The organism is Mycobacterium sp. E1747, assembly GCF_001667775.1.
In the GTDB taxonomy this organism is placed as follows: Bacteria; Actinomycetota; Actinomycetes; order Mycobacteriales; family Mycobacteriaceae; genus Mycobacterium.
In genome coordinates this window covers 17,634-40,123 of record NZ_LZJI01000197.1, presented here as the reverse complement: position 1 = coordinate 40,123, position 22,490 = coordinate 17,634, and the positions used below count along the sequence as shown (strand labels likewise).

Annotated in this window: 21 protein-coding genes; 11 read left to right on the top strand and 10 right to left on the bottom strand. The window is 68.2% G+C overall.

Annotated features, from left to right (window positions below):
* Positions 1-147 precede the first annotated feature (147 nt).
* The gene (locus A5695_RS19855; protein ID WP_068085988.1) at positions 148-573 is read left to right on the top strand and encodes a hypothetical protein; all 426 of its coding nucleotides are present in this window, start codon (positions 148-150) and stop codon (positions 571-573) included.
* Between the two features lie 3 nt (positions 574-576).
* On the opposite strand, the gene coaA is transcribed toward A5695_RS19855, so the two are convergent.
* Positions 577-1,515: a type I pantothenate kinase gene (coaA, locus tag A5695_RS19850; protein WP_068085985.1), complete on the bottom strand. Its 939-nt coding sequence runs from the start codon at positions 1,513-1,515 to the stop codon at positions 577-579.
* A 125-nt stretch (positions 1,516-1,640) separates the two neighbouring features.
* Here coaA and glyA point away from each other — a divergent pair, with 125 nt between their 5' ends.
* The 5 genes from glyA to A5695_RS19825 all read left to right on the top strand — a co-directional run bounded on the left by glyA (position 1,641) and on the right by A5695_RS19825 (position 7,944).
* Positions 1,641-2,921: a serine hydroxymethyltransferase gene (glyA, locus tag A5695_RS19845; protein WP_068085982.1), complete on the top strand. Its 1,281-nt coding sequence runs from the start codon at positions 1,641-1,643 to the stop codon at positions 2,919-2,921.
* A gap of 84 nt (positions 2,922-3,005) precedes the next feature.
* Positions 3,006-3,833: an acyl-ACP desaturase gene (locus A5695_RS19840; protein ID WP_068085979.1), complete on the top strand. Its 828-nt coding sequence runs from the start codon at positions 3,006-3,008 to the stop codon at positions 3,831-3,833.
* Between the two features lie 219 nt (positions 3,834-4,052).
* On the top strand, positions 4,053-5,354 hold the full coding sequence (locus tag A5695_RS19835; protein WP_055404939.1) for a PhoH family protein: 1,302 nt from the start codon (positions 4,053-4,055) through the stop codon (positions 5,352-5,354).
* A gap of 165 nt (positions 5,355-5,519) precedes the next feature.
* Complete coding sequence (locus A5695_RS19830; protein WP_068085976.1) at positions 5,520-6,395, top strand: polysaccharide deacetylase family protein; 876 nt, start codon at positions 5,520-5,522, stop codon at positions 6,393-6,395.
* 88 nt (positions 6,396-6,483) lie between these two features.
* A complete protein-coding gene (locus tag A5695_RS19825; RefSeq protein ID WP_068085973.1) occupies positions 6,484-7,944 on the top strand; it encodes an adenylate/guanylate cyclase domain-containing protein in 1,461 nt (486 codons plus the stop codon).
* 16 nt (positions 7,945-7,960) lie between these two features.
* Here the strand turns inward: A5695_RS19825 and A5695_RS19820 are convergent, their stop codons facing one another.
* The 3 genes from A5695_RS19820 to glpX are packed head-to-tail and all read right to left on the bottom strand — an operon-like array spanning position 7,961 to position 11,420.
* Complete coding sequence (locus tag A5695_RS19820; RefSeq protein ID WP_068085970.1) at positions 7,961-8,902, bottom strand: hypothetical protein; 942 nt, start codon at positions 8,900-8,902, stop codon at positions 7,961-7,963.
* Positions 8,903-8,917: 15 nt separating this feature from the next.
* Positions 8,918-10,330 carry a class II fumarate hydratase gene (locus tag A5695_RS19815; protein ID WP_068085967.1) on the bottom strand — a complete coding sequence of 471 codons (1,413 nt, stop codon included), beginning with the start codon at positions 10,328-10,330 and terminating at the stop codon, positions 8,918-8,920.
* Between the two features lie 37 nt (positions 10,331-10,367).
* Positions 10,368-11,420, bottom strand: a complete 1,053-nt coding sequence (glpX, locus tag A5695_RS19810; RefSeq protein WP_068085964.1) for a class II fructose-bisphosphatase — start codon at positions 11,418-11,420, stop codon at positions 10,368-10,370.
* A 55-nt stretch (positions 11,421-11,475) separates the two neighbouring features.
* Here glpX and A5695_RS19805 point away from each other — a divergent pair, with 55 nt between their 5' ends.
* Genes A5695_RS19805 through A5695_RS19795 form a run of 3 tightly spaced genes read left to right on the top strand, consistent with a single transcriptional unit; the run spans position 11,476 to position 14,530 of the window.
* Positions 11,476-12,162 (top strand): DUF4245 domain-containing protein, encoded by a 687-nt coding sequence (locus A5695_RS19805; protein WP_068085960.1) that lies wholly within the window; start codon positions 11,476-11,478, stop codon positions 12,160-12,162.
* Positions 12,163-12,175: 13 nt separating this feature from the next.
* Positions 12,176-12,973 (top strand): dienelactone hydrolase family protein, encoded by a 798-nt coding sequence (locus A5695_RS19800; RefSeq protein WP_068085957.1) that lies wholly within the window; start codon positions 12,176-12,178, stop codon positions 12,971-12,973.
* A gap of 15 nt (positions 12,974-12,988) precedes the next feature.
* Entirely contained in the window at positions 12,989-14,530 is a 1,542-nt protein-coding gene (locus tag A5695_RS19795; protein WP_068085954.1) for a carboxylesterase/lipase family protein, read from the top strand.
* Positions 14,531-14,533: 3 nt separating this feature from the next.
* On the opposite strand, the gene A5695_RS19790 is transcribed toward A5695_RS19795, so the two are convergent.
* The 5 genes from A5695_RS19790 to A5695_RS19770 all read right to left on the bottom strand — a co-directional run bounded on the left by A5695_RS19790 (position 14,534) and on the right by A5695_RS19770 (position 19,001).
* Positions 14,534-15,679, bottom strand: coding sequence for an AI-2E family transporter (locus tag A5695_RS19790; protein WP_068085951.1), 1,146 nt, complete (start codon positions 15,677-15,679; stop codon positions 14,534-14,536).
* A gap of 86 nt (positions 15,680-15,765) precedes the next feature.
* On the bottom strand, positions 15,766-16,884 hold the full coding sequence (locus tag A5695_RS19785) for an NAD-dependent epimerase/dehydratase family protein (RefSeq protein WP_068085944.1): 1,119 nt from the start codon (positions 16,882-16,884) through the stop codon (positions 15,766-15,768).
* 62 nt (positions 16,885-16,946) lie between these two features.
* A complete protein-coding gene (locus tag A5695_RS19780; protein WP_068085942.1) occupies positions 16,947-17,183 on the bottom strand; it encodes an exodeoxyribonuclease VII small subunit in 237 nt (78 codons plus the stop codon).
* Positions 17,173-18,423: an exodeoxyribonuclease VII large subunit gene (xseA, locus tag A5695_RS19775; protein ID WP_068085940.1), complete on the bottom strand. Its 1,251-nt coding sequence runs from the start codon at positions 18,421-18,423 to the stop codon at positions 17,173-17,175. Before xseA ends, A5695_RS19780 begins: the two co-directional genes overlap by 11 nt.
* Positions 18,420-19,001, bottom strand: coding sequence for a lipid droplet-associated protein (locus tag A5695_RS19770; RefSeq protein WP_068085937.1), 582 nt, complete (start codon positions 18,999-19,001; stop codon positions 18,420-18,422). Before A5695_RS19770 ends, xseA begins: the two co-directional genes overlap by 4 nt.
* A gap of 88 nt (positions 19,002-19,089) precedes the next feature.
* On the opposite strand from A5695_RS19770, the gene A5695_RS19765 reads away from it, so the two are divergent.
* Positions 19,090-20,088, top strand: a complete 999-nt coding sequence (locus tag A5695_RS19765) for a 4-hydroxy-3-methylbut-2-enyl diphosphate reductase (protein WP_068085934.1) — start codon at positions 19,090-19,092, stop codon at positions 20,086-20,088.
* A gap of 16 nt (positions 20,089-20,104) precedes the next feature.
* Here A5695_RS19765 and A5695_RS19760 read toward each other — a convergent pair whose 3' ends face one another.
* Positions 20,105-21,253: a DUF6542 domain-containing protein gene (locus tag A5695_RS19760; protein WP_197515560.1), complete on the bottom strand. Its 1,149-nt coding sequence runs from the start codon at positions 21,251-21,253 to the stop codon at positions 20,105-20,107.
* A gap of 141 nt (positions 21,254-21,394) precedes the next feature.
* Between A5695_RS19760 and ychF the strand changes: the two genes are divergently transcribed.
* A complete protein-coding gene (gene ychF / locus A5695_RS19755; RefSeq protein ID WP_068085928.1) occupies positions 21,395-22,465 on the top strand; it encodes a redox-regulated ATPase YchF in 1,071 nt (356 codons plus the stop codon).
* Positions 22,466-22,490: the final 25 nt, after the last annotated feature.

Genomic DNA, 22,490 nt, shown 5'->3' with positions numbered 1-22,490 from the left:
GGGTTCGGACCCCAGGACGGGAATAGCCGAGTGAACTCGATGGTCGGTGTATGCGTGGCAGTAGTTGGCAGTGTCACGAGTCGATATGGCAGTGGGCCGGCGGCACGCTGATGTTCGACCCCAATGGCCATCGCGAGGAGTAATCACATGATGTATGCATCTGGCGCAGCCGGTCTGGCAACCCGACCCCTGTACGACGCGACCGACTCGCTGCTGCGTTTCGCCATGCGCGCCGACGCCACTTTTACGGGACTGTGCGGTTTGGCCATCGCCTTTCTCGCCGACCCACTTTCATCGCTGACGGGCCTGACGTCGTTGCAGGAGTACACCCTCGGCGCGCTCTTCGTGCTCAGCGGCTTGGCCGTGTTCGTCGTTGCGGCGGCGCCGAACCTGCGCCGCGTCGGCATCGGCGTCATCGCGGCCAACAGCGTGTTCACGCTGGCAGCAATCGCGGCCGCGGGCGCGCTGCCGCTGTCCGCGACCGGAATCGCCGCGACGCTGGCCGTCGGCCTGTACACCGCGGCGTTCGCCGGGCTGCAGTACCTGGGGGTGCGCCGCCTCGAAACGGCGTGACCGCTAGAGCTTGCGCAGCCGGAGCCGGTTGATGGAATGGTCGGCGTCCTTGCGCAGCACCAGGGTGGCCCGGGGCCGCGTGGGCAGGATGTTCTCGACCAGGTTCGGCCGGTTGATGGACCGCCAGATCTCGCGCGCCGCGGCGACGGCCTTGGTGTCGTTGAGCGCGGAGTAGTGGTGGAAGTGCGATTCCGGGTCGGCGAAGGCGGTGCCGCGCAGCGACAAGAACCGCGACACATACCACTGCTCGATGTCCTCGATCCGGGCGTCCACGTACAGCGAGAAGTCGAACAGGTCCGACACCATCAGCGTCGGGCCGGTTTGCAGGACGTTGAGCCCCTCCAGGATCAAGATGTCGGGATGGCGGACGACGTGCTTGGCGTCGGGGATGATGTCGTATTTCAGGTGCGAGTAGACCGGCGCGCACGCGTAGTCGGAGCCGGATTTGATTGACGTCACGAACCGCATCAGCGCCCTGCGGTTGTAGCTTTCCGGAAAACCCTTGCGGTGCATCAGGTTTCGCCGACTGAGTTCGGCGTTCGGGTATAGGAAGCCGTCGGTGGTCACCAGGTCGACCCTCGGGTGGTGATCCCAGCGGGCCAGCAGGGCCTGCAGCACGCGGGCGGTGGTGGATTTGCCCACCGCGACGCTGCCGGCCACGCCGATCACGAACGGCACCGGCCGGTCCGGGTTTTGCTGCGGCTCCCCGAGGAACTCCGCGGTGGCGGCGAACAACCGCTGGCGAGCGGCGACCTGGAGGTGGATGAGTCGGGCCAGCGGCAGGTAGACCTCTTCCACTTCGAGGAGGTCAAGCTGCTCGCCGAGACCGCGCAGGCCTACCAATTCCTCTTCGGTCAGGGCCAGCGGCGTCGACATGCGAAGCGCGCGCCATTGCTTTCGGTCGAACTCCACATAGGGGCTCGGCTCGCTAAGCCGCGGCATAGTGCAAGTGTTGCAGGGGCGGACGCGCACCCGACGGCTGGGCTGGCTAAACCGTCGCTGGATAGACTGGCGCCGTGACTGCTGCACCCGACGCCCGGCCCGCTCGCGCCGGCACGGCCTCCCTCATGTCCTCCCCGCTCGCCGAGGTCGACCCCGACATCGCCGAGCTGCTCGGCAAGGAGCTGGGCCGCCAGCGCGACACGCTGGAGATGATCGCCTCCGAGAACTTCGTGCCGCGCTCGGTGCTGCAGGCCCAGGGCAGCGTGCTCACGAACAAATACGCCGAGGGTCTGCCCGGCCGGCGGTACTACGGCGGCTGCGAGTACGTCGACGTCGTGGAGAACATCGCCCGCGACCGGGCCAAGGCGCTCTTCGGTGCCGACTTCGCCAACGTGCAGCCGCACTCCGGCGCGCAGGCCAACGCCGCCGTGCTGCACGCGCTGATGACGCCGGGGGAGCGCCTGCTGGGCCTCGACCTGGCCAACGGTGGCCACCTGACACACGGGATGAAGCTGAACTTCTCCGGAAAGCTCTACGAAACCGGTTTCTACGGTGTGGATCCGACGACGCACCTGGTCGACATGGACGCGGTGCGCGCCAACGCTCTTGAGTTCCGCCCCAAGGTCATCATCGCCGGATGGTCGGCCTACCCGCGGATCCTGGACTTCGCGGCCTTCCGCTCGATCGCCGACGAGGTTGACGCCAAGCTCTGGGTGGACATGGCGCACTTTGCCGGTCTGGTCGCCGTCGGCCTGCACCCCTCGCCGGTGCCGCACGCCGACGTGGTGTCCACGACGGTGCACAAGACGCTCGGCGGCCCGCGTTCCGGCCTGATCCTGGGCAAGCAGGAGTATGCCAAGTCCATCAACTCCGCGGTGTTCCCCGGCCAGCAGGGCGGCCCGCTGATGCACGTCATCGCGGGCAAGGCCGTCGCGCTCAAGATCGCCGGCACGCCCGAGTTCGCCGACCGCCAGCAGCGCACCCTGTCCGGTGCCCGCATCATCGCCGACCGGCTGACCGCACCCGACGTCACCAAGGCCGGCGTGTCGGTGGTCAGCGGCGGCACCGACGTCCACCTGGTGCTGGTCGACCTGCGCAACTCCCCGCTCGATGGCAAGGCCGCCGAGGACCTACTGCACGAAATCGGCATCACGGTCAACCGCAACGCGGTCCCCAACGACCCGCGCCCGCCGATGGTGACGTCGGGCCTGCGGGTGGGCACGCCCGCGCTGGCGACCCGCGGCTTCGGGGATGCGGAGTTCACCGAGGTCGCCGACGTCATCGCCACCGCGCTGGCAGCGGGCGCCGCGGCGGACCTGTCCGCCCTGCGGCAGCGGGTGACCCGGCTCGCCCGTGACTTCCCGCTGTACGACGGCCTGGAGGAGTGGACGCTGGTCGACCGCTGACCCGGGTGGGGACCAAAGTCACCAGTTGTCACGACACGGGCCGGGTGATTTCACGAACCTGTGTACGGGAGTTACAGTAACCGCATGGCACAGAAACCTGTAGCTAACGCGCTGACCCTGGAACTCGAGCCGGTGTGCGAGGCCAACATGGACCGCCACCTCAACACCGAGGAACTCTGGTTCGCCCACGACTACGTGCCGTTCGACCGGGGCGAGAACTTCGCCTTCCTCGGCGGACGGGACTGGGAACCGTCGGATGCGACGCTGCCGCGCGAGTACACCGACGCCTGCGAGATCCTGCTGCTGCTCAAGGACAACCTGGCCGGGCACCACCGCGAACTCGTCGAGCACTTCATCCTCGAAGACTGGTGGGGCCGCTGGCTGGGCCGGTGGACTGCGGAGGAGCACCTGCACGCCATCGCGCTGCGCGAATACCTGGTGGTCACCCGTGAGGTCGACCCGACCGCCAACGAGGAGGCCCGGGTCTCCTACGTCATGAAGGGCTACCGCGCGGACACCTACACGCAGGTGGAAACCCTGGTTTACATGGCCTTCTCCGAGCGCACCTACGCCGTATTCTGCGAGAACCTGGCCGCGAAGCTCGAAGAGCCCATCCTGGCCGGGCTGATCGACCGCATCGCGCGCGACGAGCGACGGCACGAACTCTTCTTCTCCAACCTCGTCGAGCACTGCCTGCAGTACACCCGCGACGAAACAATCGCCGCCATCGCGGCCCGCGCCGCCGACCTGCAGGTGCCCGGCGCGGACATCGACTCCTACCAGGACAAGCTGCGCAACGTCGCCGATGCGGGCATCTTCGACCAGCGGCAGCTGCGGCAGGCGATCTCGGACCGCATCACCGCGTGGGGTGTGGCCGACGAGCCCGCCCTCAAGCAGTTCGTCATCGGCTAGCCGATTCTCGCGCGTGACCGTGTAAACGTCGGCGCGCCTGCGCTGCTGCAAAGCGGCGACGAGAGTAGCGTCGTTCTCGATGGTCAGCGTCATGCTCAGCTGCCAGGGCGGCACCTCCCGTCATCACAACGGAAGGACCGGCCCCGGTCCTGGTGTCGCAGTTCCCGCCGACATGCCTGTGCGGGTCCGCGCGGGCTTTTCCCGCTCGAGGAGCGCTACGTGACCGAAATCCGGACCTACGTGATCGACACCTCCGTGCTGCTGTCCGACCCGTGGGCGTGTAGCCGGTTCGCCGAGCACGAGGTGGTGGTGCCGCTGGTGGTGATCAGCGAACTGGAGGCCAAACGCCATCACCACGAGTTGGGGTGGTTCGCCCGTCAGGCGTTGCGGCTGTTCGACGATCTGCGGCTCGTGCACGGACGCCTCGATCAGCCCATTCCCGTTGGGGCGCAAGGCGGTACGCTTCACGTCGAGCTCAACCACACAGATCCGGCGGTGCTGCCCGCCGGTTTCCGCAGCGACAACAACGACTGCCGGATCTTGAGTTGCGCCGCCAACCTCGCCGCCGAGGGCAAGCGAGTCACTTTGGTGAGCAAGGACATTCCGCTTCGCGTCAAGGCCGCTGCGGTCGGCCTGGCCGCCGACGAGTATCACGCCCAGGATGTGGTGGCCTCCGGGTGGTCGGGCATGCGCGAGATCGAGACCGCCACCGAGGACATCGACGCGCTGTTCGCCGAGGGCGAGATAGACCTGGCCGAGGCGCGGGATCTGCCCTGCCACACCGGAATTCGGCTGCTCGGCGGAAGCTCGCACGCGCTGGGCCGGGTCAACGCGGACAAGCGTGTCCAGCTGGTGCGCGGCGACCGCGAGGCGTTCGGCCTGCGCGGCCGGTCCGCCGAGCAGCGCGTGGCGCTCGATCTGCTGCTGGACGAATCCGTGGGCATCGTGTCGCTCGGCGGCAAGGCGGGCACCGGCAAGTCGGCGCTGGCGCTGTGCGCCGGTCTGGAAGCGGTGCTGGAACGGCGGACCCAGCGCAAGGTGGTGGTCTTCCGCCCGCTCTACGCCGTAGGTGGCCAGGAGCTGGGCTACCTGCCCGGCAGCGAGAGCGAGAAGATGGGGCCCTGGGCGCAGGCCGTCTTCGACACGCTCGAAGGGCTGGCCAGCCCCGCCGTGCTGGAGGAAGTGCTCTCCCGGGGCATGCTCGAGGTGCTGCCGCTGACCCACATCCGGGGCCGGTCACTGCACGACTCGTTCGTGATTGTCGACGAGGCCCAATCGCTGGAGCGCAACGTCCTGCTGACGGTGCTGTCCAGGCTGGGTGCCGGGTCGCGGGTGGTGCTGACGCACGACATCGCCCAGCGCGACAACCTGCGGGTCGGCCGGCACGACGGGGTCGCCGCGGTGATCGAGAAGCTCAAGGGTCACCCGCTGTTCGCCCATATCACGCTGCTGCGCAGCGAGCGCTCGCCGATCGCCGCGCTGGTCACCGAGATGCTCGAGGAGATCGCCGGGCCGCAGTGAGAGCGCCTCGAGGTGGATCGGATGCGTATCCAGGGCTTTTAGTGTGCGGCCAGGGCGGGAAACCGCGCCGAGCCCGACCCTGAGCGCACACTCAACGCCGTGCGCGCACCCTCGACCCCCGCTCGACGCCCCGGTCGCAAAACCACCGGCAGGTAAACTTCGACGGTGCCGAAACGACCCGACAGCCAGGCCTGGCGCTATGGGCGCATGGTGGTCGGTGTCGTCGCGGCCGTCGCGGTGCTGGTGATCGGCGGGCTCACCGGTCACGTGACCCGCGCCGACAACCTCAGCTGCTCGGTGGTCAAGTGCGTCGCGCTGACGTTCGACGATGGGCCTGGGCCGTTCGACGAGCGACTGCTGCAGATCCTCAAGGACAACGACGCGAAGGCGACCTTCTTCCTGATCGGTAACAAGGTCGCCGCCAACCCGGCGGGCGCCAAGCGGATCGCCGACGCGGGCATGGAAATCGGCAGCCACACGTGGGAACACCCCAACATGGCGACAATTCCACCGGAAGACATCGCCCCCCAATTCGCCAAGGCCAACGACGCGATCACCGCCGCGACGGGGCGGACGCCGACGTTGTATCGCCCCGCGGGTGGGCTGTCCACCGATGCCGTCCGGCAGACCGCGGCAAAGTTTGGCCTCGCGGAAATCCTTTGGGACGTAATCCCTTTCGATTGGGCCAACGACTCGAACACGGCGGCGACGCGCTACATGCTGATGACGTACATCAAGCCGGGTTCGGTGGTGTTGTTCCACAACACCTACTCGAGCACCGTCGACTTGGTCTACCAGTTCCTCCCGGTGCTCAAGGCCAACGGCTACCGGATGGTGACGGTCAGCGAACTGCTCGGCACGCGGGCGCCCGGGAGCAGCTACGGCAGCCGCGAGAACGGGCCACCCGTCAACGAGCTGCACGACATCCCAGCGAGCGACATTCCCACCCTGCCGAACACGCCGTCGCCCAAGCCGATGCCCAACTTCCCGATCACCGACATCCCGGGCCAGAACTCGGGTGGCCCGAACAACGGTGCCTAGCACCAGCGTTGGGGCGCGGGCGGCCACCTGGCTCCGGAATGGTCGACGTCCCGGAGCGGCGGCGGGGCAGCGAAAGTCCGTCCGCGGATTGGCGATTGAATACGGGGCATACCTCGCCCTGTCCTACGTCCTGGCCGTCGTCGAGGCGGCCGCCATCTTGATCCCGCTGCGGGGCCACACGTCCATCGGCGCCAACTCCGACTTTGCGCAAACCAACACGGTGGCGGTCGTGGTGCTCGTCCTGTTGGGCATCACCGGCGTCGCAGTGGCCGGGATGCTGAGCGCGATCCCGACGCTGCGCTGGTATGCCGCGGGCGCCGAACCCGACCAGGCGCAGCGGGAAGCCGCGATGAAGCTGCCGGGGCGGCAGTCGGCGACCCTGTTCGGGGCCTGGGCGGTGACGGGCGGCATCTTCATGTTGCTGAACCTGGGCGACGGCGCGCAGCTGTTGCTGCCGATCTTCCTCGGGGTGCTGCTCGGCGGGTTGGCCGCCGGCGGCACGGCGATGCTGCTGGCGCAGCGTGTCCTGCAGCCGATCATGCGCGCCGCCACGCTGGGCTGCGAGCCGCGGATGGCCGTGCCGGGCGTGTACGCCCGGCTGGTCCTGCTGTGGTTTCTGTGCAGCGCCTTCCCGATCGGGGTGATCGCGACGCTGGTCGTCCTGCGCTCGTACGGCTGGCTGATTGAGAAGTCGACGTCGCTGGACGTCCCGATCCTGGTGGTCTCGCTGGCGGCGCTGGTGCTGGGGCTGCCTACCATGCTCTTGACCTCGCGATCCATCTCCGATCCGCTCGGCGAGGTCGTCGACGCGATGGCGGAGGTCGAGCACGGTCGCATCGGAACCTACGTCGGGGCCTACGAACGGTCCCAGATCGGGCGGCTGCAAACGGGTTTCAATCGGATGGTGGCCGGGCTGGCCGAGCGCGACCGGCTGCGCGACCTGTTCGGGCGCCACGTCGGGGCGGACGTCGCCCAGCGCGCCATCAGCGAGGGCGCCTCGCTGTCGGGAGACGTGGTCGAGGCGGCGGTCCTCTACATCGACTTGGTGGGTTCGACGCAGCTGGCCGAAAGCCGCCCGCCCCAAGAGGTCGCCGAGATCCTCAATGACTTCTTCCGGATCGTCGTGCACGCCGTGGACGAACACCAAGGGCTGATCAACAAATTCGTCGGCGACGCCGCGTTGGCCGTCTTCGGAGTGCCGTTGCCCAGCAGCGAGCCGGCGTCGGCCGCCCTGGCGACCGCTCGCGCCCTGGGGGCCCAATTGCGCCGCCTGCCGGTCGATTTCGGCATCGGTGTGTCGGCGGGCCGTGTCTTTGCCGGCAACATCGGCGCCGAGAACCGGTACGAGTACACGGTGATCGGCGATGCGGTCAACGAGGCCGCGCGGTTGGCCGATCTCGCCAAGACCGCCGATCGGCGGATCCTGTGCGCGGCAGGGGCAATCGAGCGGGCCGGGGAAGCCGAGCAGACGCATTGGGCCCAGTGCTATTCCACCGTCCTGCGGGGACGCTCGGAAGCCACCCAGGTCTCGGCGCCCGCGTCGAGCTAGGACCCGGGAAGCCGCGTCAGGACTTGTTGACCTTGAGCGCGGCGATGATCTTGGCCATGATGCCCGCCGACGCTGCGTCACCAATCGGGGTGCTGCCGATGAAGGCGGTGACCGGCTTGGTGTCGACGGTGATCACGGTGACGGAGTCGCCCTTGACGTTGCGGCTGGTGTCGGCGATCGTGACGTCGGCGTCCACGCGGGCGGCCTTGGTTCCGTCAACGGTGATCGACGAGGACTTCGCCGGACCGAGAGTGGGTTGCGCGTTCGCGTAGCCGGGGCCGTTGGCGATGCACTGCAACAACTTCGACGCCTGCGCGGTGAGGTCCATGCTGGTGACGAAGTTGGTGACGCCGACCTCGGCCGTCATCATCCACTGGCTGGCCCCGGGCACTTCCTGGGCGACGCCGACGGCGCCGATCAGGTTCGGGTTCTGGTCGTCAGAGAACACCGTCCAGTTGGGTGGCACCGAGCTGGCCGGGAACGAGAGCTTGCCCGCGGCGATCGAGTCGGTTCGCGGAATCTCACCGCCGGACACGTTCGGGGTGCAATCGGTGGCGGTCTGCTGGCCCCTCGGTTGGCTGCTGGTGCTGGTGGACGTCGAGGGCGCGGCGGTCGGGGACTTGCCGTGGCTGCCGCCGCGCATCACGATCAGGGTCGCCACCAATGCGATGACGGCCAGGATGACGAGGCCACCGATGATCAGCCAGGGCAGCTTCGAGCCGGGTCCGCGCGGCGGCGGCCCCGGCGGATAAGGCCCGGGCGGGAAGGGCTGTCCCGGTTGCGGATACCCCTGAGGCGGGTACTGGTAGGGGCCAGTCGGCGGATACGGCTGCGGACCGCCCGGCTGCGGACCGCCCGGCTGCGGACCGCCCTGCGGCGGACCGCCCCAATAGGGCTGCTGCCCATAGGGGTTTCCGTAGGGCCCCTGACCGTAGGGGCCGCCGGGGGGAGCCGTCATCGCTACAACACCCGCCTACTTCGCCGGCTTGACCTTGGCCATCGCCAAGACGTCGAGGCGGCGGTCCAGTTCTTCTTCCGACAGCTTGTCGCCGATTAGCCCCCGGTCGATCACGGTCTGACGGATCGTCTTGCGTTCCTTGAGGGCCTGCTTGGCCACCGCGGCCGCCTCCTCGTAGCCGATCGCCGAGTTCAACGGTGTCACGATCGACGGCGACGACTCGGCCAACTCCCGCAGGTGGTCGACGTTGGCCTTGAGCCCGACGATGCAGCGCTCCGCGAACAGTCTGGACACGTTCGTCAGCAGCTTGAATGACTCCAAGATATTGCGGGCCATCATCGGGATGTAGACGTTGAGCTCGAAGGCGCCCGACAAGCCGCCAACGGCGACCGCGGCGTCGTTGCCGATGACCTGCGCGGCCACCTGCGTAACTGCTTCGGGCAGAACGGGATTGACCTTGCCCGGCATGATCGAGCTACCCGGCTGCAGGTCGGGCAGCTGGATCTCGGCCAGGCCGGTCAGTGGGCCCGAGCCCATCCAGCGGATGTCGTTGGCGATCTTGGTCAAGGACACCGCGATGGTGCGCAGCGCGCCGGAAGCCTCGACCAGGCCGTCGCGCGCCGCCTGCGCCTCGAAAGAGTTGCTGGCCGTGCGCAACTCGCCCAGCCCGGTGGAGGCGATCAACGTCTCGACCACCCTGGCGCCGAAGCCGTCGGGGGCGTTGAGGCCGGTACCGACCGCCGTGCCGCCGATCGCCAGCTCACCCAGCCGCGGCAGCGTGGCGCGCACCCGCTCGATGCCCGCCTCGATCTGGCGGGCGTACCCGCTGAACTCCTGGCCGAGCGTCACCGGGACGGCGTCCATCAGGTGCGTGCGGCCCGACTTGACCACCGTCTGCCACTCGCGGGCCTTGCTCTCCAGCGCTTCGTGCAGCACCTCGAGCGCCGGGATCAGGTGGCGCACCGCGGCCTCGGTCGCCGCAATGTGGGTGGCGGTTGGGAAGGTGTCGTTGGACGACTGCGACATGTTGACGTCGTCGTTGGGGTGCACCGTGACACCGTTGGCGGCGGCGATGCTCGCGATCACCTCGTTGGTGTTCATGTTGGAGCTGGTGCCCGAACCGGTCTGGAAGACGTCGATGGGGAACTGGTCGTCGTGCTGTCCGTCGGCGATTTCCGCCGCCGCGGCGATGATGGCGTCCGCCTTCTCCGGTGCCAGCAGCCCCAGGTCTTTGTTCACCTGCGCGCAGGCGCCCTTCAGCAGGCCCAGCGCGCGGATCTGGGTGCGCTCCAGGCCCCGGCCCGAAATGGGGAAGTTCTCCACGGCACGCTGGGTTTGCGCGCGCCACAACGCCTTTGCGGGCACCCGGACCTCGCCCATGGTGTCGTGCTCGATGCGGTATTCGGTATCGGTGGCGCTATCGGCCATAGGTAGCAGTCCTTGTCTTTAAGGCGTGGTTCTCGGTCTAGGGCAGGGGATAGGCGGCAGTGCTGTCGCCGGTGAAGTCGATGGCGGAGTACTCGTTGAGTTTTGAGAGCCGGTGGTAGGCCTCGATCATGCGCACGGTGCCCGACTTCGACCGCATCACGATCGACTGCGTGGTGCAGCCGCCGGGGTAGTACTGCACGCCCTTGAGCAGGTCGCCGTTGGTGACGCCGGTGGCGCAGAAGAAGACGTTCTCGCCGGACACCAAATCCTCGGTGGTCAGCACCCGGTCGACGTCGTGGCCGGCGCTGATCGCTTTCTGGCGTTCGTCGTCGTCCTTCGGTGCCAGCTGCGCCTGGATGGCACCGCCCATGCACCGGATCGCGGCGGCGGCAATGATGCCTTCCGGCGTGCCGCCGATCCCGGCCAGCATGTCGGTGCCCGAGTTCGGGCGGCAGGCCGAAATCGCGCCCGCGACATCGCCGTCGGTGATGAGCCGAATGCGGGCGCCGGTCAGCCGGACATCTTCGATCAGCTGCGCGTGCCGCGGCCGGTCCAGGATGCACACGGTCATGTCCCGCACCGACAGCGCCTTCACCTTGGCGACAGCCTTGATGTTCTCGGCGATCGGCGCGGTGATGTCGAGCACGTTGGCGGCCTCCGGCCCGACGGCGATCTTGTTCATGTAGAACACCGCCGACGGGTCGAACATCGCGCCACGGTCGGCCACCGCGAGCACCGAAATGGCGTTGGGCATGCCCTTGCTCATCAGGGTGGTGCCGTCGATCGGGTCGACGGCGAAGTCGCAGTCGGGCCCGTCGCCGTTGCCGACCTCCTCGCCGTTGTAGAGCATCGGCGCGTGGTCCTTCTCGCCCTCGCCGATGACCACCACGCCGCGCATCGACACCGTGTTGACCAGCTCACGCATGGCGTCCACGGCCGCGCCATCGCCGCCCTCTTTGTCACCGCGGCCCACCCAGCGGCCCGCAGCCATGGCCCCGGCCTCGGTGACACGCACCAGTTCCAATGCCAGGTTGCGGTCCGGGGCTTCACGACGTGGCCGCCCGGCCGGGCGGTCGCGCTCAATTGTCATGGTTGGTGATTGTCCCAGAAGCGGATCGGTCTGCCGGAACTGGGATACTCGGAGGATGACCGAAGAGCCGCCGCTGAATGCCGAGGTAGCCGGCGAGCCGGCCCCGGCGGCCGGACCTGCCGCCAGGCCGGCCAAACCGCGGTTGCTGCAGGACGGTCGCGACATGTTCTGGTCGCTGATGCCGTTGGTGCTGGGCTGCATCCTGCTGGCCGGCCTGGTGGGCATGTGCTCGTTCCAGCCCGGCAGTCACCAGGGCGCGGTCCCGTCCTACGACGCGGCCGGGGCGCTGCGGGCCGACGCCGCGACCCTGGGCTTCCCGATCCGGCTGCCCAAGCTGCCCACCGGCTGGCAGGCCAACTCCGGCGGCCGGGGCGGGATCCAAGGCGGCCGCCTCGACCCCTCGACCGGTCAGCGGGTGAACGCGGCCACCTCGGTCGTCGGCTACATCAGCCCGGCCGGGATGTATCTGAGCCTGACGCAGAGCAACGCCGACGAGGACAAACTGGTGGGCTCGATCCACCCGTCGGCCTATCCCACCGGAACGGTCGACGTCGCCGGCACCACCTGGGTGGTCTACAACGGCGCCGGACAAAGCGGGGCGGACGCCGAGCCGGTGTGGACCACCCGGCTCTCCGGCCCGGCCGGGGCCACCCAAATCGCGATAACGGGCGCCGGTGACACCGATCAATTCCGTACGCTGGCTTCGGCGACGCAATCGCAACCGCCGTTACCGGCGCGCTGAAGAAAGGCCGAGCGTGACTGCACCCCAAGCGGATCTGTCCGGATGGTCGGTGGCGCCATTCACCGGTGGCGGCTACACCCATGACGTCTACCGCAAAGGCAGCGGCCCAGGCGTCGTGCTGATTCCCGAGATCCCGGGGATCCATCCCGGCGTGCTGGCCCTGGGCAACCACCTGGTGGACAACGGCTTCACCGTCGCGATGCCGTCGCTGTTCGGCGAACCTGGCAAACCCAAGACGGTCGGCCACATCGCTTCCGCGGTCAGCCGGGCGTGCGTGGCAAAGGAATTCGCGGCCTTCGCGACGAACAAGCAGCGGCCCGTGTCGATGTTCCTACGCGCGCTCGCCCGTGACCTCAACGCGTCGACCCCAGGCAAGGGTGTCGGCGTGATCGGCCAATGCTTCACGGGCGGTTTCGCGCTGGCCGTCGCGGTCGACGACGTCGTCCTGGCCCCGGTGCTTTCCCAGCCATCGGTACCGCTGCCGCTGGGGCGCGCGCGGCGCCGCGACCCAGGCCTGAGCGAATCCGAACTGGCCACCGTGGCCGATCGCTGCGCCAACGACGGCCTGTGCGCGATGGGTCTGCGGTTCAGCGAGGACCGCGCCGCGCCGCGCGAGCGGTTCGCGGTGCTCAAGGAGCGCCTCGGTGACGCGTTCGAAGTCATCGAGATCGACTCGAGTCCGGGCAATGCGGGCGGTTTCGGCAAGATGGCGCACTCGGTGTTGACCGACGAGGTCCGCGAAGTCGACGGCCAGCCGGCGTACGAGGCCCGCAAGCGGGTGGTCGAGTTCCTCACCCAGCGCCTTGGTTAGGAAAGCCCCACACGCATGACGACTACGACCAGTGCCCGGGTGATCGAAACCACCTTCGGCCCCGTCCGCGGCGCCGATGACGGCCGCGTCAGCTCCTGGAAGGGTGTCCGGTACGCCGCCCCGCCCGTCGGTGCCCTGCGCTTCCGGGCGCCGCAACCCCCCCAGCGGTGGACCGAGGTCGCCGACGCCACCCGCTACGGGCCGGCCTGCCCGCAGCCGGTCTTCCCCAACATGCCGCTCGACCTGGGCGCGCCGCAGGGCGAAGACTGTCTGCGGCTCAACGTCTGGGCGTCGTCCGACACGCAGCCGGGTGACCGAAAGCCCGTGATGGTGTGGCTGCACGGGGGCGCCTACGTCCTGGGATCGGGCAGCCAGGCGCTGTACGACGGGCGCCGGCTGGCAGGCGGCGGCGAGGTCATCGTGGTCACGCTCAACTACCGGGTCGGGGCGCTCGGTTTCCTGGACCTGTCGTCGTTTAACACGTCGCGGCGGCGGTTCGACTCCAACGTCGGGCTGCGCGACGTGCTGGCGGCACTGAGCTGGGTGCGCGACAACATCGCGGCTTTCGGCGGCGATCCCTGCAACGTGACACTGTTCGGCGAATCCGCGGGCGCGGGGATCGTGACGACCCTGCTCGCCAGCCCGTCCGCCGAGGGACTGTTCGCCCGCGCGATCGCTCAGAGTTCACCGGCCACATCGGTATACGACCGGCGCAGAGCTGAGCGCGTCGCCGAAACCGTCCTCGACCGCCTTGACGTCGACGCGGACCGGTTGCCCAACGTGCCTACCGCCGTGCTGCTTGCCGCGTCCCAAGAAGTCTTTGACGAAGTGCCCGTGCGTAATCCCGGCCTCCTGGCGTTCGTCCCGATCATCGACGGCGACTTGCTGGACGACTACCCGGTCAAGCGCGTGCAGGAGGGCCGCTCGCTGCCGGTGCCTTTGATCATCGGGACCAACAAGCACGAGGCGGCGCTCTTCCGATTGATGCGTTCGCGGCTGATGCCGATCACGCCTGGGGCGATCACCTCGATGTTCGACCAGATCGCGGCCGAACAACCGGACCTGCAATTGCCCACCGACGAGCAGATCGGATCGGCCTATTCGCGGTTGCGACGCAGGGCAAGGAGTTTGAGCATCGCCACCGATGTCGGGTTCCGGATGCCGTCGGTTTGGTTGGCCGAGGGGCACTCCCACGTGGCGCCCGTCTACCTGTACCGGTTCGATTACGCGACCCCGTTACTGAAGCTGCTGTTGGTCAATGCCGCCCACGCCACCGAATTGCCTTATGTCTGGGGCAATCTCGGGGCGCCGAAGGATCCCACGCTGAAATTGGGCGGCAGCAAGACCGCCAGGGCGGTTTCCAAGCGAATGCGGACCCGGTGGATCAATTTCGCCGCGCGGTCAACGCCGACGGGCCCGGCCGGCGAGCCGGACTGGAGGCCCTACCGGGAGGACGACCGCGCCTGTCTCATCATCGACGCGAGCGACACCGTCGCGCACGATGTCGACGGGAAGATCCGCGCCGCGTGGGGTAGCCAGATGGTGGGTTTCCGGTAGCTGTCATTCCGCGCCGGACTGCGCGGCGCGTGACTTCGCCTGCCGGCGAAGCCGATTGCGGCGGACGGGTGGCGCATCGGGCGGGTTCGGTTCGGCGCCCTTGAACACCATCAGATACACCTCGACGGTGGTGACGATCAGGATCATCAGCACAGGCCCGATGACAATGCCCCAGGGGCCGAACATGGTTATGCCCGAGAACACCGACAGCAGCATGAGCGCCGGGTTCAGCCGGGCGTCGCGCGGAACGAGGATCGGGCGCAGGAAGTTGTCGATGTTGGTGACCGCGACGAGGTGCCAGAGGACGACGAACACGCCGCCCGCGATGTTGCCGTAGAAGATCATTCCGATGCCGAATGGGATGGTCACGATCCCGCCGCCCAGCGGGATGATCGACAACGCGGTCAGCAGGACCGCGAAGATGAAGAATCCGTGGTGAAAGCCGGCGACGTAGATGGACGCGGCGCCCGCGACACCTTGGCACAGTGCAATCACGAACTGGCCACTGACGGTGCCGCGCACCATAGCTCCGGCTTTGGCCAGGTACAGGTCGGTGACCTCGTCGCCCAGGGGGTTGAGCTCGGCGATCAGTCTCCGCACCCGCTCGCGGTGCACCAGCAGTGCGACGAAGACATACAGGAAGATGATGGCCGACGTGACCGCGCCGGCGATACCGCCGACGGCGCCCTGCAAGAAGTGCAGGGCCCATTCGCCGACATTGCGGCCCACCGTGACCATCGCCTTGCGCAGGGTTTCCGCCGTTACCGTCATGTGCGCGAAGGGAACCCGGGACAGCAGCTCGTTCACCGCGTGCAGCGTGCGGTCGCCAAGCCCGCTGAGGTCGGTCGTCTTGACCCAGTCGGTGATGCTGTCGATCATGCGTGAGATCTGAACGACCGCCAGGATCACCAGGAGCGTGACCGGCACGATGACGGCCACCAGCGCGCACAACAGGGTGCAGGTCGCGGCCAGACCGGTGCCCAGCCGCCTGCCGAACCAGTTGAACAGCGGTGTGAACAGGTAGGCACCCACCGCGGCCACGACGATCAGCACGAAGTAGTTGCGCAGGAAGTACGCACCGAAGAGCATGGCGATCGCCGTCAGGATCGCCAGGGCGCGCTTCTGGTTGAGCGTGAATTCGGTATTCATGCCACCGGGGCCGTCCTCCGCGTCGTCGCCGCTGAGGGAACCTTAGCCCCGGCGCGGTGTTTTCGTCAGCGTCCCCGCACTCGCGGTCACTGCCCCCCGCTGGCCGACTGCTTCGGGGAGCCAACCTCCGCTTGGCTTTTCATGCGCTGGAACATGTCGACGTAATACGGGAGGCATTGCGACATCGCCTGTTGGGTGGTGAACAAGGGTTCATAGCCGAGGTCGCGACGCGCCTTGGCGATCGAGAAGTAGTTGTCCAGATAGAGCCGCTCGACGGCCAGCGGCTCGAGCAGTGGCGCCGGGATGCCGAAGCGGAAATGCAGCCGCTGCCAACCGGTCATCGCCACGCGGACCAGGGGGCCGTTCACCCTCACCCGGGGCCAGTTCACCCCGCAGGCCTCGACCACCGGCCGGGCGAACTCGAACATGTTGATCGGTTCGCCGTCGTTGATGAAGTACGCCTGACCGGGCGCGGTGCCGCCGGGGACGAGGTGCTGGGCGGCCAGGATGAAACCGTGAATCAGGTTGTGCACGTAGGAGTTATCCAGGCGGGCCGATTTGCGGCCGATCAGCGCCTTGACGTGGCCGGCGATCACGCTTTCGAAGAGTCTGCGGAACATCGTCTGATCGCCGCGCCCCCAGATCCCACTGGGCCGAATCGCACACGTCAGCATGCCGCCATTGCCGTTCTGCGACAGCACGAATCGCTCCGCGACCACCTTCGTTTCGGTGTAGAGGTCGTTGAAGCGGGTGGTGTAGGGCAGCGTCTCGTCGCCGCCGGGGATGTTCTGGCCGCCCATCACGACGCTGTTGGACGACGTGTAGACGAATCGCTTCACCCCGGCGGCCTGTCCGGCGTGCACCAGGTTCTCGGTGCCGCCGACGTTCACCGCGAAGCTGCGCTGCCGGTATGTGTCGGTCACCGACGCACCGCCCATCAGCTCGATGATGGCCGCGGTGTGGAAGACGGTGTCGATGCCGTCCACCGCCTGGGCGCAGACGGCGGTGTCGGTGATGTCGCCCTCGAGCACCTCCAGCTGCGGGTGCTCGGGAAGCGGTGACGGTGCGCGGTCGAACGAACGCACCCGGTACCCGCGGTCCAGGAGGGTGGTGACCAGGTTGGCGCCGACGAAGCCGGAGCCGCCGGTGACCAGGACCCGGCCGAGTTCGGCGGTCAGTGCTGCGTCAGCCATGGGCCGAAGCATAACTGAAACGTGTTCCAATTTCGAGCAAGATCACGGCTTTGGCTCCCGTAGAGTGGCGCAATTCAGGCGTCGTCCGCCTGGCCGGCAGCTAACGCATCCTCGATGCGCTTGCGGGCGCCAGCTAAATGCTCCTCGCACCTTTTAGCCAGCTCTTCGCCCCTTTCCCACAATTTCAGCGACGCATCTAGGTCCAGGTCGCCCTGCTCCAGGAGGCGCACCACTTCGATCAGCTGATCCCGGCATGCCTCGTACCCGAGCTGACTAATAGGTGTAACTGACTGCGGGTCTTCAGTGGCCATCGGTCTGCCCTTCGCTCACCGCGGCGATCGCGCCGTCGGCAACCCGCACCCGCAGCCGGCTGCCCACCGGCGCGTCAGCCACCGACCGCAGCACCGCCGGGGGCCCGGAGTCGGGCACCGCCTGTACCACCGCGTAGCCGCGGGCCAGCGTGGCCGCGGGGCCCAGCGTCGCCAGTCGCGCGCTCAGGTGGCCGACGCGTTCCGTCTCGGCGGCGGCCAGACGGGTGACATCGCGGCGGATCGCCGACCGGGCGCGGTGGATTTCGTCGGCGCGGGCCGTCAGCGCCGTCAGCGGTTCGGCCAGCACCGGCCGGCTGCGGATCTGGGCCAACGCGCGTTGCTCGCGAAACACCCAGCTGCGCAGCGCTTGCGCGCTTCGCCGACGCAAGTCGTCGATCAGCCGGAGTTCGGCGGCGGTATCGGGAACCACCTTCTTGGCGGCGTCGGTCGGGGTGGCCGCGCGCAGGTCGGCGACCAGGTCGCACAGCGGGTTGTCGGGTTCGTGACCGACCGCGCTGATCACCGGGGTGCGGCACGCGGCAATGGCGCGGCACAGCGTCTCGTCGGAGAACGGCAGCAAATCCTCCACGCTGCCACCGCCGCGCGCCACCACGATGACGTCCACCTCGACGTGGCGGTCGAGTTCGTACAGCGCCTCGACGATCTGCGCCACCGCGTTCGGGCCCTGGACCGCGGTGTTGCGCACCGCGAACCGGACCCCGGGCCAGCGTCCGGTGGCCACCGTCGTCACGTCGCGCTCGGCGGCGCTGGCCCGGCCGGTGATGAGGCCGATCATGTTGGGCAGGAAGGGGATTGGCCGCTTGAGCCGGGGGTCGAAGAGCCCTTCGGCATCCAGCAGCCGGCGCAGCCGATCGATGCGCGCCAGCAGCTCACCGACACCGACGGCGCGAATCTCGGACAGGCGCAACGAGAAGGTGCCGCGACCGGTGTAGAAGGAGGGCTTTCCGCAGACCACCACCTGCGTGCCCTCGGCCAGCTTCACCGGCGCGTTGGCCACCAGGTCGCGCGAACACGTCACGGTCAGCGACATGTCGGCGGCCGGGTCACGCAGCACCATGAACACCGTTTTGGAGTCGGGCCGGGCGCTGATTTGGGCCAGCTGGCCCTCGACCCATACCGTGCCGAGTTTGTCGATCCAGCCGGCGACGCGAATGGCCACCGCGCGCACCGGAAATGGGTTCTCGGCGGAGTTCGGTTCGGACTGTGCGGCCGGGGTCACTTCGCGTTCGCGCGGGTGATCCTGTTGGCGAGCAGCGTCTGAAAAGGCGCGCGCGCCTTCGTGGCCTGCTCGTAGGCCAGCAGGGCTTCGAGTTCGTCGACGCTGAGCGATTGCAGGCGGGCCCGCAGCTGCGCCAGCGTCAGCGTCGCATAGTCCAGCTCGGCCACCACCGACGGCTGCGGAACCGACGGCGTGTCCGCCGATTTCCCGCCCTGTTTCAAGGGGGCGGCATCGGACGCGGCGTCGGCGAGCGAATACAGCGCGAACCGTCCCTGGCTACGGCGATCGCCGTCGACGACACCGGCCGGGCCGGGCGCATCGACCTCCTCGGACAGGTCCTCGTCGAAGGTCGCCCATTCCGGCTGCTCGTCCTTCGGCGGAAAGATGTTCTCCAGGGTGCTGTCGCCTTTGATCGCCAGCTCGGCGAGGTTCTGCTGAAATCGCATCACAAGGTGCGCCGCCTGACTGGCTAACGTCATGGGGTACATCAAGATGGTTTTCGGCAGCTTCATGGTCTCCTCGACGGCGACTGTCGCCGCGCCGACCAGTAGCCGAACTCCATACGGTGCAGTAGCCATGGGTCCAAGATTGCCTTAAGCGACCGCTAACTCCAAGCCCGCCGGCGCGAGCTGGCAAGCCCGCGCGGGCAGAACGTACCCTGGTGTCATGCCGCCGACTGTTGACATGGGGATTCCCGGCGCGTCCAGCTCGGTAGCCAGCGATCCAGCCCGCAAGCGAGTGCTGCTGGCCGAGCCGCGTGGTTACTGCGCGGGCGTGGATCGGGCCGTCGAAACGGTCGAACGTGCGCTGGAAAAGCACGGCGCCCCGGTCTATGTGCGCCACGAGATCGTGCACAACCGGCACGTGGTGAACACGCTGGAGCAGGCTGGCGCCGTGTTCGTCGAGGAGACCGACGAGGTGCCCGAGGGGTCCATCGTGGTGTTCTCCGCGCACGGGGTGGCGCCGACGGTGCACGTGGCGGCCGCCGAACGCAACCTGCACACCATCGACGCCACCTGCCCGCTGGTGACCAAGGTGCACAACGAGGCCAGACGATTCGCCCGCAACGACTACGACATCCTGCTGATCGGCCACGAGGGCCACGAGGAGGTCATCGGCACCGCCGGGGAAGCCCCGGACCACGTGCAGCTGGTCGACGGGGTCGCCGCCGTGGACAACGTCACGGTGCGAGACGAGAACAAGGTGATCTGGCTCTCGCAGACCACGCTGTCGGTCGACGAGACGATGGAAATCGTCGAGCGGCTGCGGATGCGGTTCCCGAAGCTGCAGGATCCGCCCAGCGACGACATCTGTTACGCAACGCAGAACCGGCAGGTCGCCGTCAAGGCGATGGCGCCCGAGTGCCAGCTGGTGATCGTCGTCGGGTCGCGGAATTCGTCGAACTCGGTGCGCCTGGTCGAGGTGGCGCTGGGCGGCGGCGCCGCGGCCGCCCACCTCGTCGACTGGGCCGACGACATCGACCCGGCCTGGCTGGAAGGGGCGACCACCGTTGGCGTCACCTCCGGTGCGTCGGTGCCCGAGGTTTTGGTGCGCGGTGTGCTGGAGCGGCTGGCCGATCACGGCTACGACGTGGTGCAGCCCGTTACGACCGCGCAGGAGACCTTGGTGTTCGCCCTGCCGCGCGAGATCCGGTCACTGCTCTGACAGCGCCCGGCGGCGCTCAGGCGTCGTATTCCCATTGCGTCGGGGGCCGCTGAGGCCGGCCCTGCGTCCGGGAGCGGTTGCGCCGCTGAGCCGCGGGTTCGTCGTCCGCGCCCCGGTAACGGACCTGCGAGATGGGGTGATGCGTTCCGCCGTTGCCGTTCGGCGACGGGTGGCGACGCCTCGGCTCGTAGGCGGCCTCATGCCGGTCGTAACTGTCGAAACGGCCGAACTGCTCCCCGGACAGGTCGTACGGGTCCCCGAAACGGCTGCTCCGCGGCACGGGCCGCTCGTAAGGCGGCTCGTAAGGCCGCTCGTAGGGGTTGCGCCGGGTGCGCGGCTCCCGGCGGCCTTCACGGGCCGATTGGCCACGTGGGTCCGGATCGGCCTCGGGCCGGGGACGGCGGCGCGACCGGCGGGGCCGTTCCGCGTCGTCGTAGTCCCGGGCGGCAGTCGAGCCTTTCCGGCTGCGCCGCTCGACCGGTTCGCCAGCGTCGCTCAGCGGTGCGCGGGACCGTCGGGCGGAGCGGGTGGCGGACCGGTCGCCGCGCGCCGTCCGGCGGGCCCGCGCCGAGGAACCGGCCCCGCGGCCGCGGCGCGCCTTGGCGGGCGTCGCCTCGTGGGCATCGTCCTCGCCGGCTTCCGGGCGCAGCAGCGACTGCAGTTTGGCGCCGAGGCCGCCGAGGCCGGACTTGGTGGATTCCGCGTCGTCGGAGGTGGGCGATTCCGCGGCCGGCCGCTGCGACATGCCGAAATACCACCTGACCAGCCCGATCAAGAGCACGACGCCGGCGGTTCCCAGCATCAGCGGGAAGCGCTCGATCAGTGGATAGCCGCAGTTGATCAGCAGATCTTTGAGATGGCCGACCTTGGCGTCGTGGAACAACCAGTACGCGCCCGGTACCGCGCAGAAAAGGATCAGCGGGGGCTGGATGATCGCGGTGAACAGCCCGTCCTGGCGCACAGCGAGCACCGCCGCCACGCAGCCCGCTATATAGAAGCCGGCGAAGACGTGGGTCAGCTCCTTGTGGCCGGCGTCAATTCCATATCCGATCGCGGTGGCGGTGACGGCGAGGAGCAGGGCGGCATACCACGGCACACCTGGGATATTTGGGTGGATCGACCGGTGGGAGGCTTCCACCGTCGACGTTGCCCGCTGTCCTGACACATGTAGACCGTACCGGCAATGGGCCGAAAGCCCCGTAAATACCTTTGTAGCGATCCGGGCGTGCCACGGCGCGGAGGCTGGAGGCGCTGGAAAAGGTCCACGGCAACCCGCGGGGCCGCGGACCCCTAGACTTGGGTCCCTGTGAGCCTGAGCCTGGGAATCGTGGGTCTGCCCAACGTCGGCAAGTCGACTCTGTTCAACGCGCTGACCCGCAACGACGTCGTGGCGGCCAACTATCCGTTCGCGACGATCGAACCGAACGAAGGCGTCGTTCCGCTTCCTGATCCGCGGTTGGACAAGCTGGCCGAGCTGTTCGGGTCCGAGCGCATCGTGCCGGCGCCTGTGACATTCGTCGACATCGCCGGCTTGGTCAAGGGCGCGTCCGAGGGGGCGGGCCTGGGCAACAAGTTCCTGGCCCACATCCGCGAATGTGACGCCATCTGCCAGGTGGTCCGCGTGTTCTCCGACGACGATGTGACCCACGTGGCCGGGCAGGTGGATCCCAGATCCGATATTGAGGTCGTCGAGACCGAGCTGATCCTCGCCGATATGCAGACCCTGGAGCGCGCGCTGCCGAGGCTGGAGAAGGAGGCCCGCACCACCAAGGAGCGCAGGCCGGTGTACGACGCGGCGGTCGCCGCCCAGGAGACGTTGAACGGTGGCACGACGCTGTTCGGCGCTGGGGCGGATGCGTCGCTGCTGCGGGAGCTGAACCTGTTGACCACCAAACCGTTTCTGTATGTCTTCAACGCCGACGAGGCGGTGCTGACCGACGCGGCGCGCATCGCCGAGCTGCGCCGGCTGGTCGCGCCCGCCGACGCGGTATTCCTAGACGCGGCCATCGAAGCCGAGCTGAACGAGCTCGACGACGAGTCCGCCGCCGAACTGCTGGAGTCCATCGGGCAGACCGAACGGGGGCTCGACGCGCTGGCCCGCGCGGGCTTTCACACCCTAAAGCTGCAGACCTTCCTCACCGCGGGCCCAAAAGAGGCGCGCGCGTGGGTGATTCACCAAGGCGACACCGCGCCGAAGGCCGCGGGGGTGATCCACACCGACTTCGAAAAGCGCTTCATCAAGGCCGAGATCGTGTCCTACGACGACCTGATCGCCGCCGGTTCCATGGCCGCGGCCAAGGCGGCCGGCAAGGTCCGGATGGAGGGTAAGGACTACGTCATGGCCGACGGGGACGTGGTCGAGTTCCGGCACGGATAACGTCTACGTCGAAGTAGAGAGCGTT

What these genes read in the sequence shown, in the direction of transcription:
- A5695_RS19855 (WP_068085988.1), top strand. Translation starts at nt 148, where the DNA reads ATGATGTATGCATCTGGCGCAGCCGGTCTGGCAACCCGACCCCTGTAC.
- coaA (WP_068085985.1), bottom strand. Translation starts at nt 1,515, where the DNA reads ATGCCGCGGCTTAGCGAGCCGAGCCCCTATGTGGAGTTCGACCGAAAG.
- glyA (WP_068085982.1), top strand. Translation starts at nt 1,641, where the DNA reads ATGTCCTCCCCGCTCGCCGAGGTCGACCCCGACATCGCCGAGCTGCTC.
- A5695_RS19840 (WP_068085979.1), top strand. Translation starts at nt 3,006, where the DNA reads ATGGCACAGAAACCTGTAGCTAACGCGCTGACCCTGGAACTCGAGCCG.
- A5695_RS19820 (WP_068085970.1), bottom strand. Translation starts at nt 8,902, where the DNA reads ATGACGGCTCCCCCCGGCGGCCCCTACGGTCAGGGGCCCTACGGAAAC.
- A5695_RS19815 (WP_068085967.1), bottom strand. Translation starts at nt 10,330, where the DNA reads ATGGCCGATAGCGCCACCGATACCGAATACCGCATCGAGCACGACACC.
- glpX (WP_068085964.1), bottom strand. Translation starts at nt 11,420, where the DNA reads ATGACAATTGAGCGCGACCGCCCGGCCGGGCGGCCACGTCGTGAAGCC.
- A5695_RS19805 (WP_068085960.1), top strand. Translation starts at nt 11,476, where the DNA reads ATGACCGAAGAGCCGCCGCTGAATGCCGAGGTAGCCGGCGAGCCGGCC.
- A5695_RS19795 (WP_068085954.1), top strand. Translation starts at nt 12,989, where the DNA reads ATGACGACTACGACCAGTGCCCGGGTGATCGAAACCACCTTCGGCCCC.
- A5695_RS19790 (WP_068085951.1), bottom strand. Translation starts at nt 15,679, where the DNA reads ATGAATACCGAATTCACGCTCAACCAGAAGCGCGCCCTGGCGATCCTG.
- A5695_RS19785 (WP_068085944.1), bottom strand. Translation starts at nt 16,884, where the DNA reads ATGCTTCGGCCCATGGCTGACGCAGCACTGACCGCCGAACTCGGCCGG.
- A5695_RS19780 (WP_068085942.1), bottom strand. Translation starts at nt 17,183, where the DNA reads ATGGCCACTGAAGACCCGCAGTCAGTTACACCTATTAGTCAGCTCGGG.
- A5695_RS19770 (WP_068085937.1), bottom strand. Translation starts at nt 19,001, where the DNA reads ATGGCTACTGCACCGTATGGAGTTCGGCTACTGGTCGGCGCGGCGACA.
- A5695_RS19765 (WP_068085934.1), top strand. Translation starts at nt 19,090, where the DNA reads ATGCCGCCGACTGTTGACATGGGGATTCCCGGCGCGTCCAGCTCGGTA.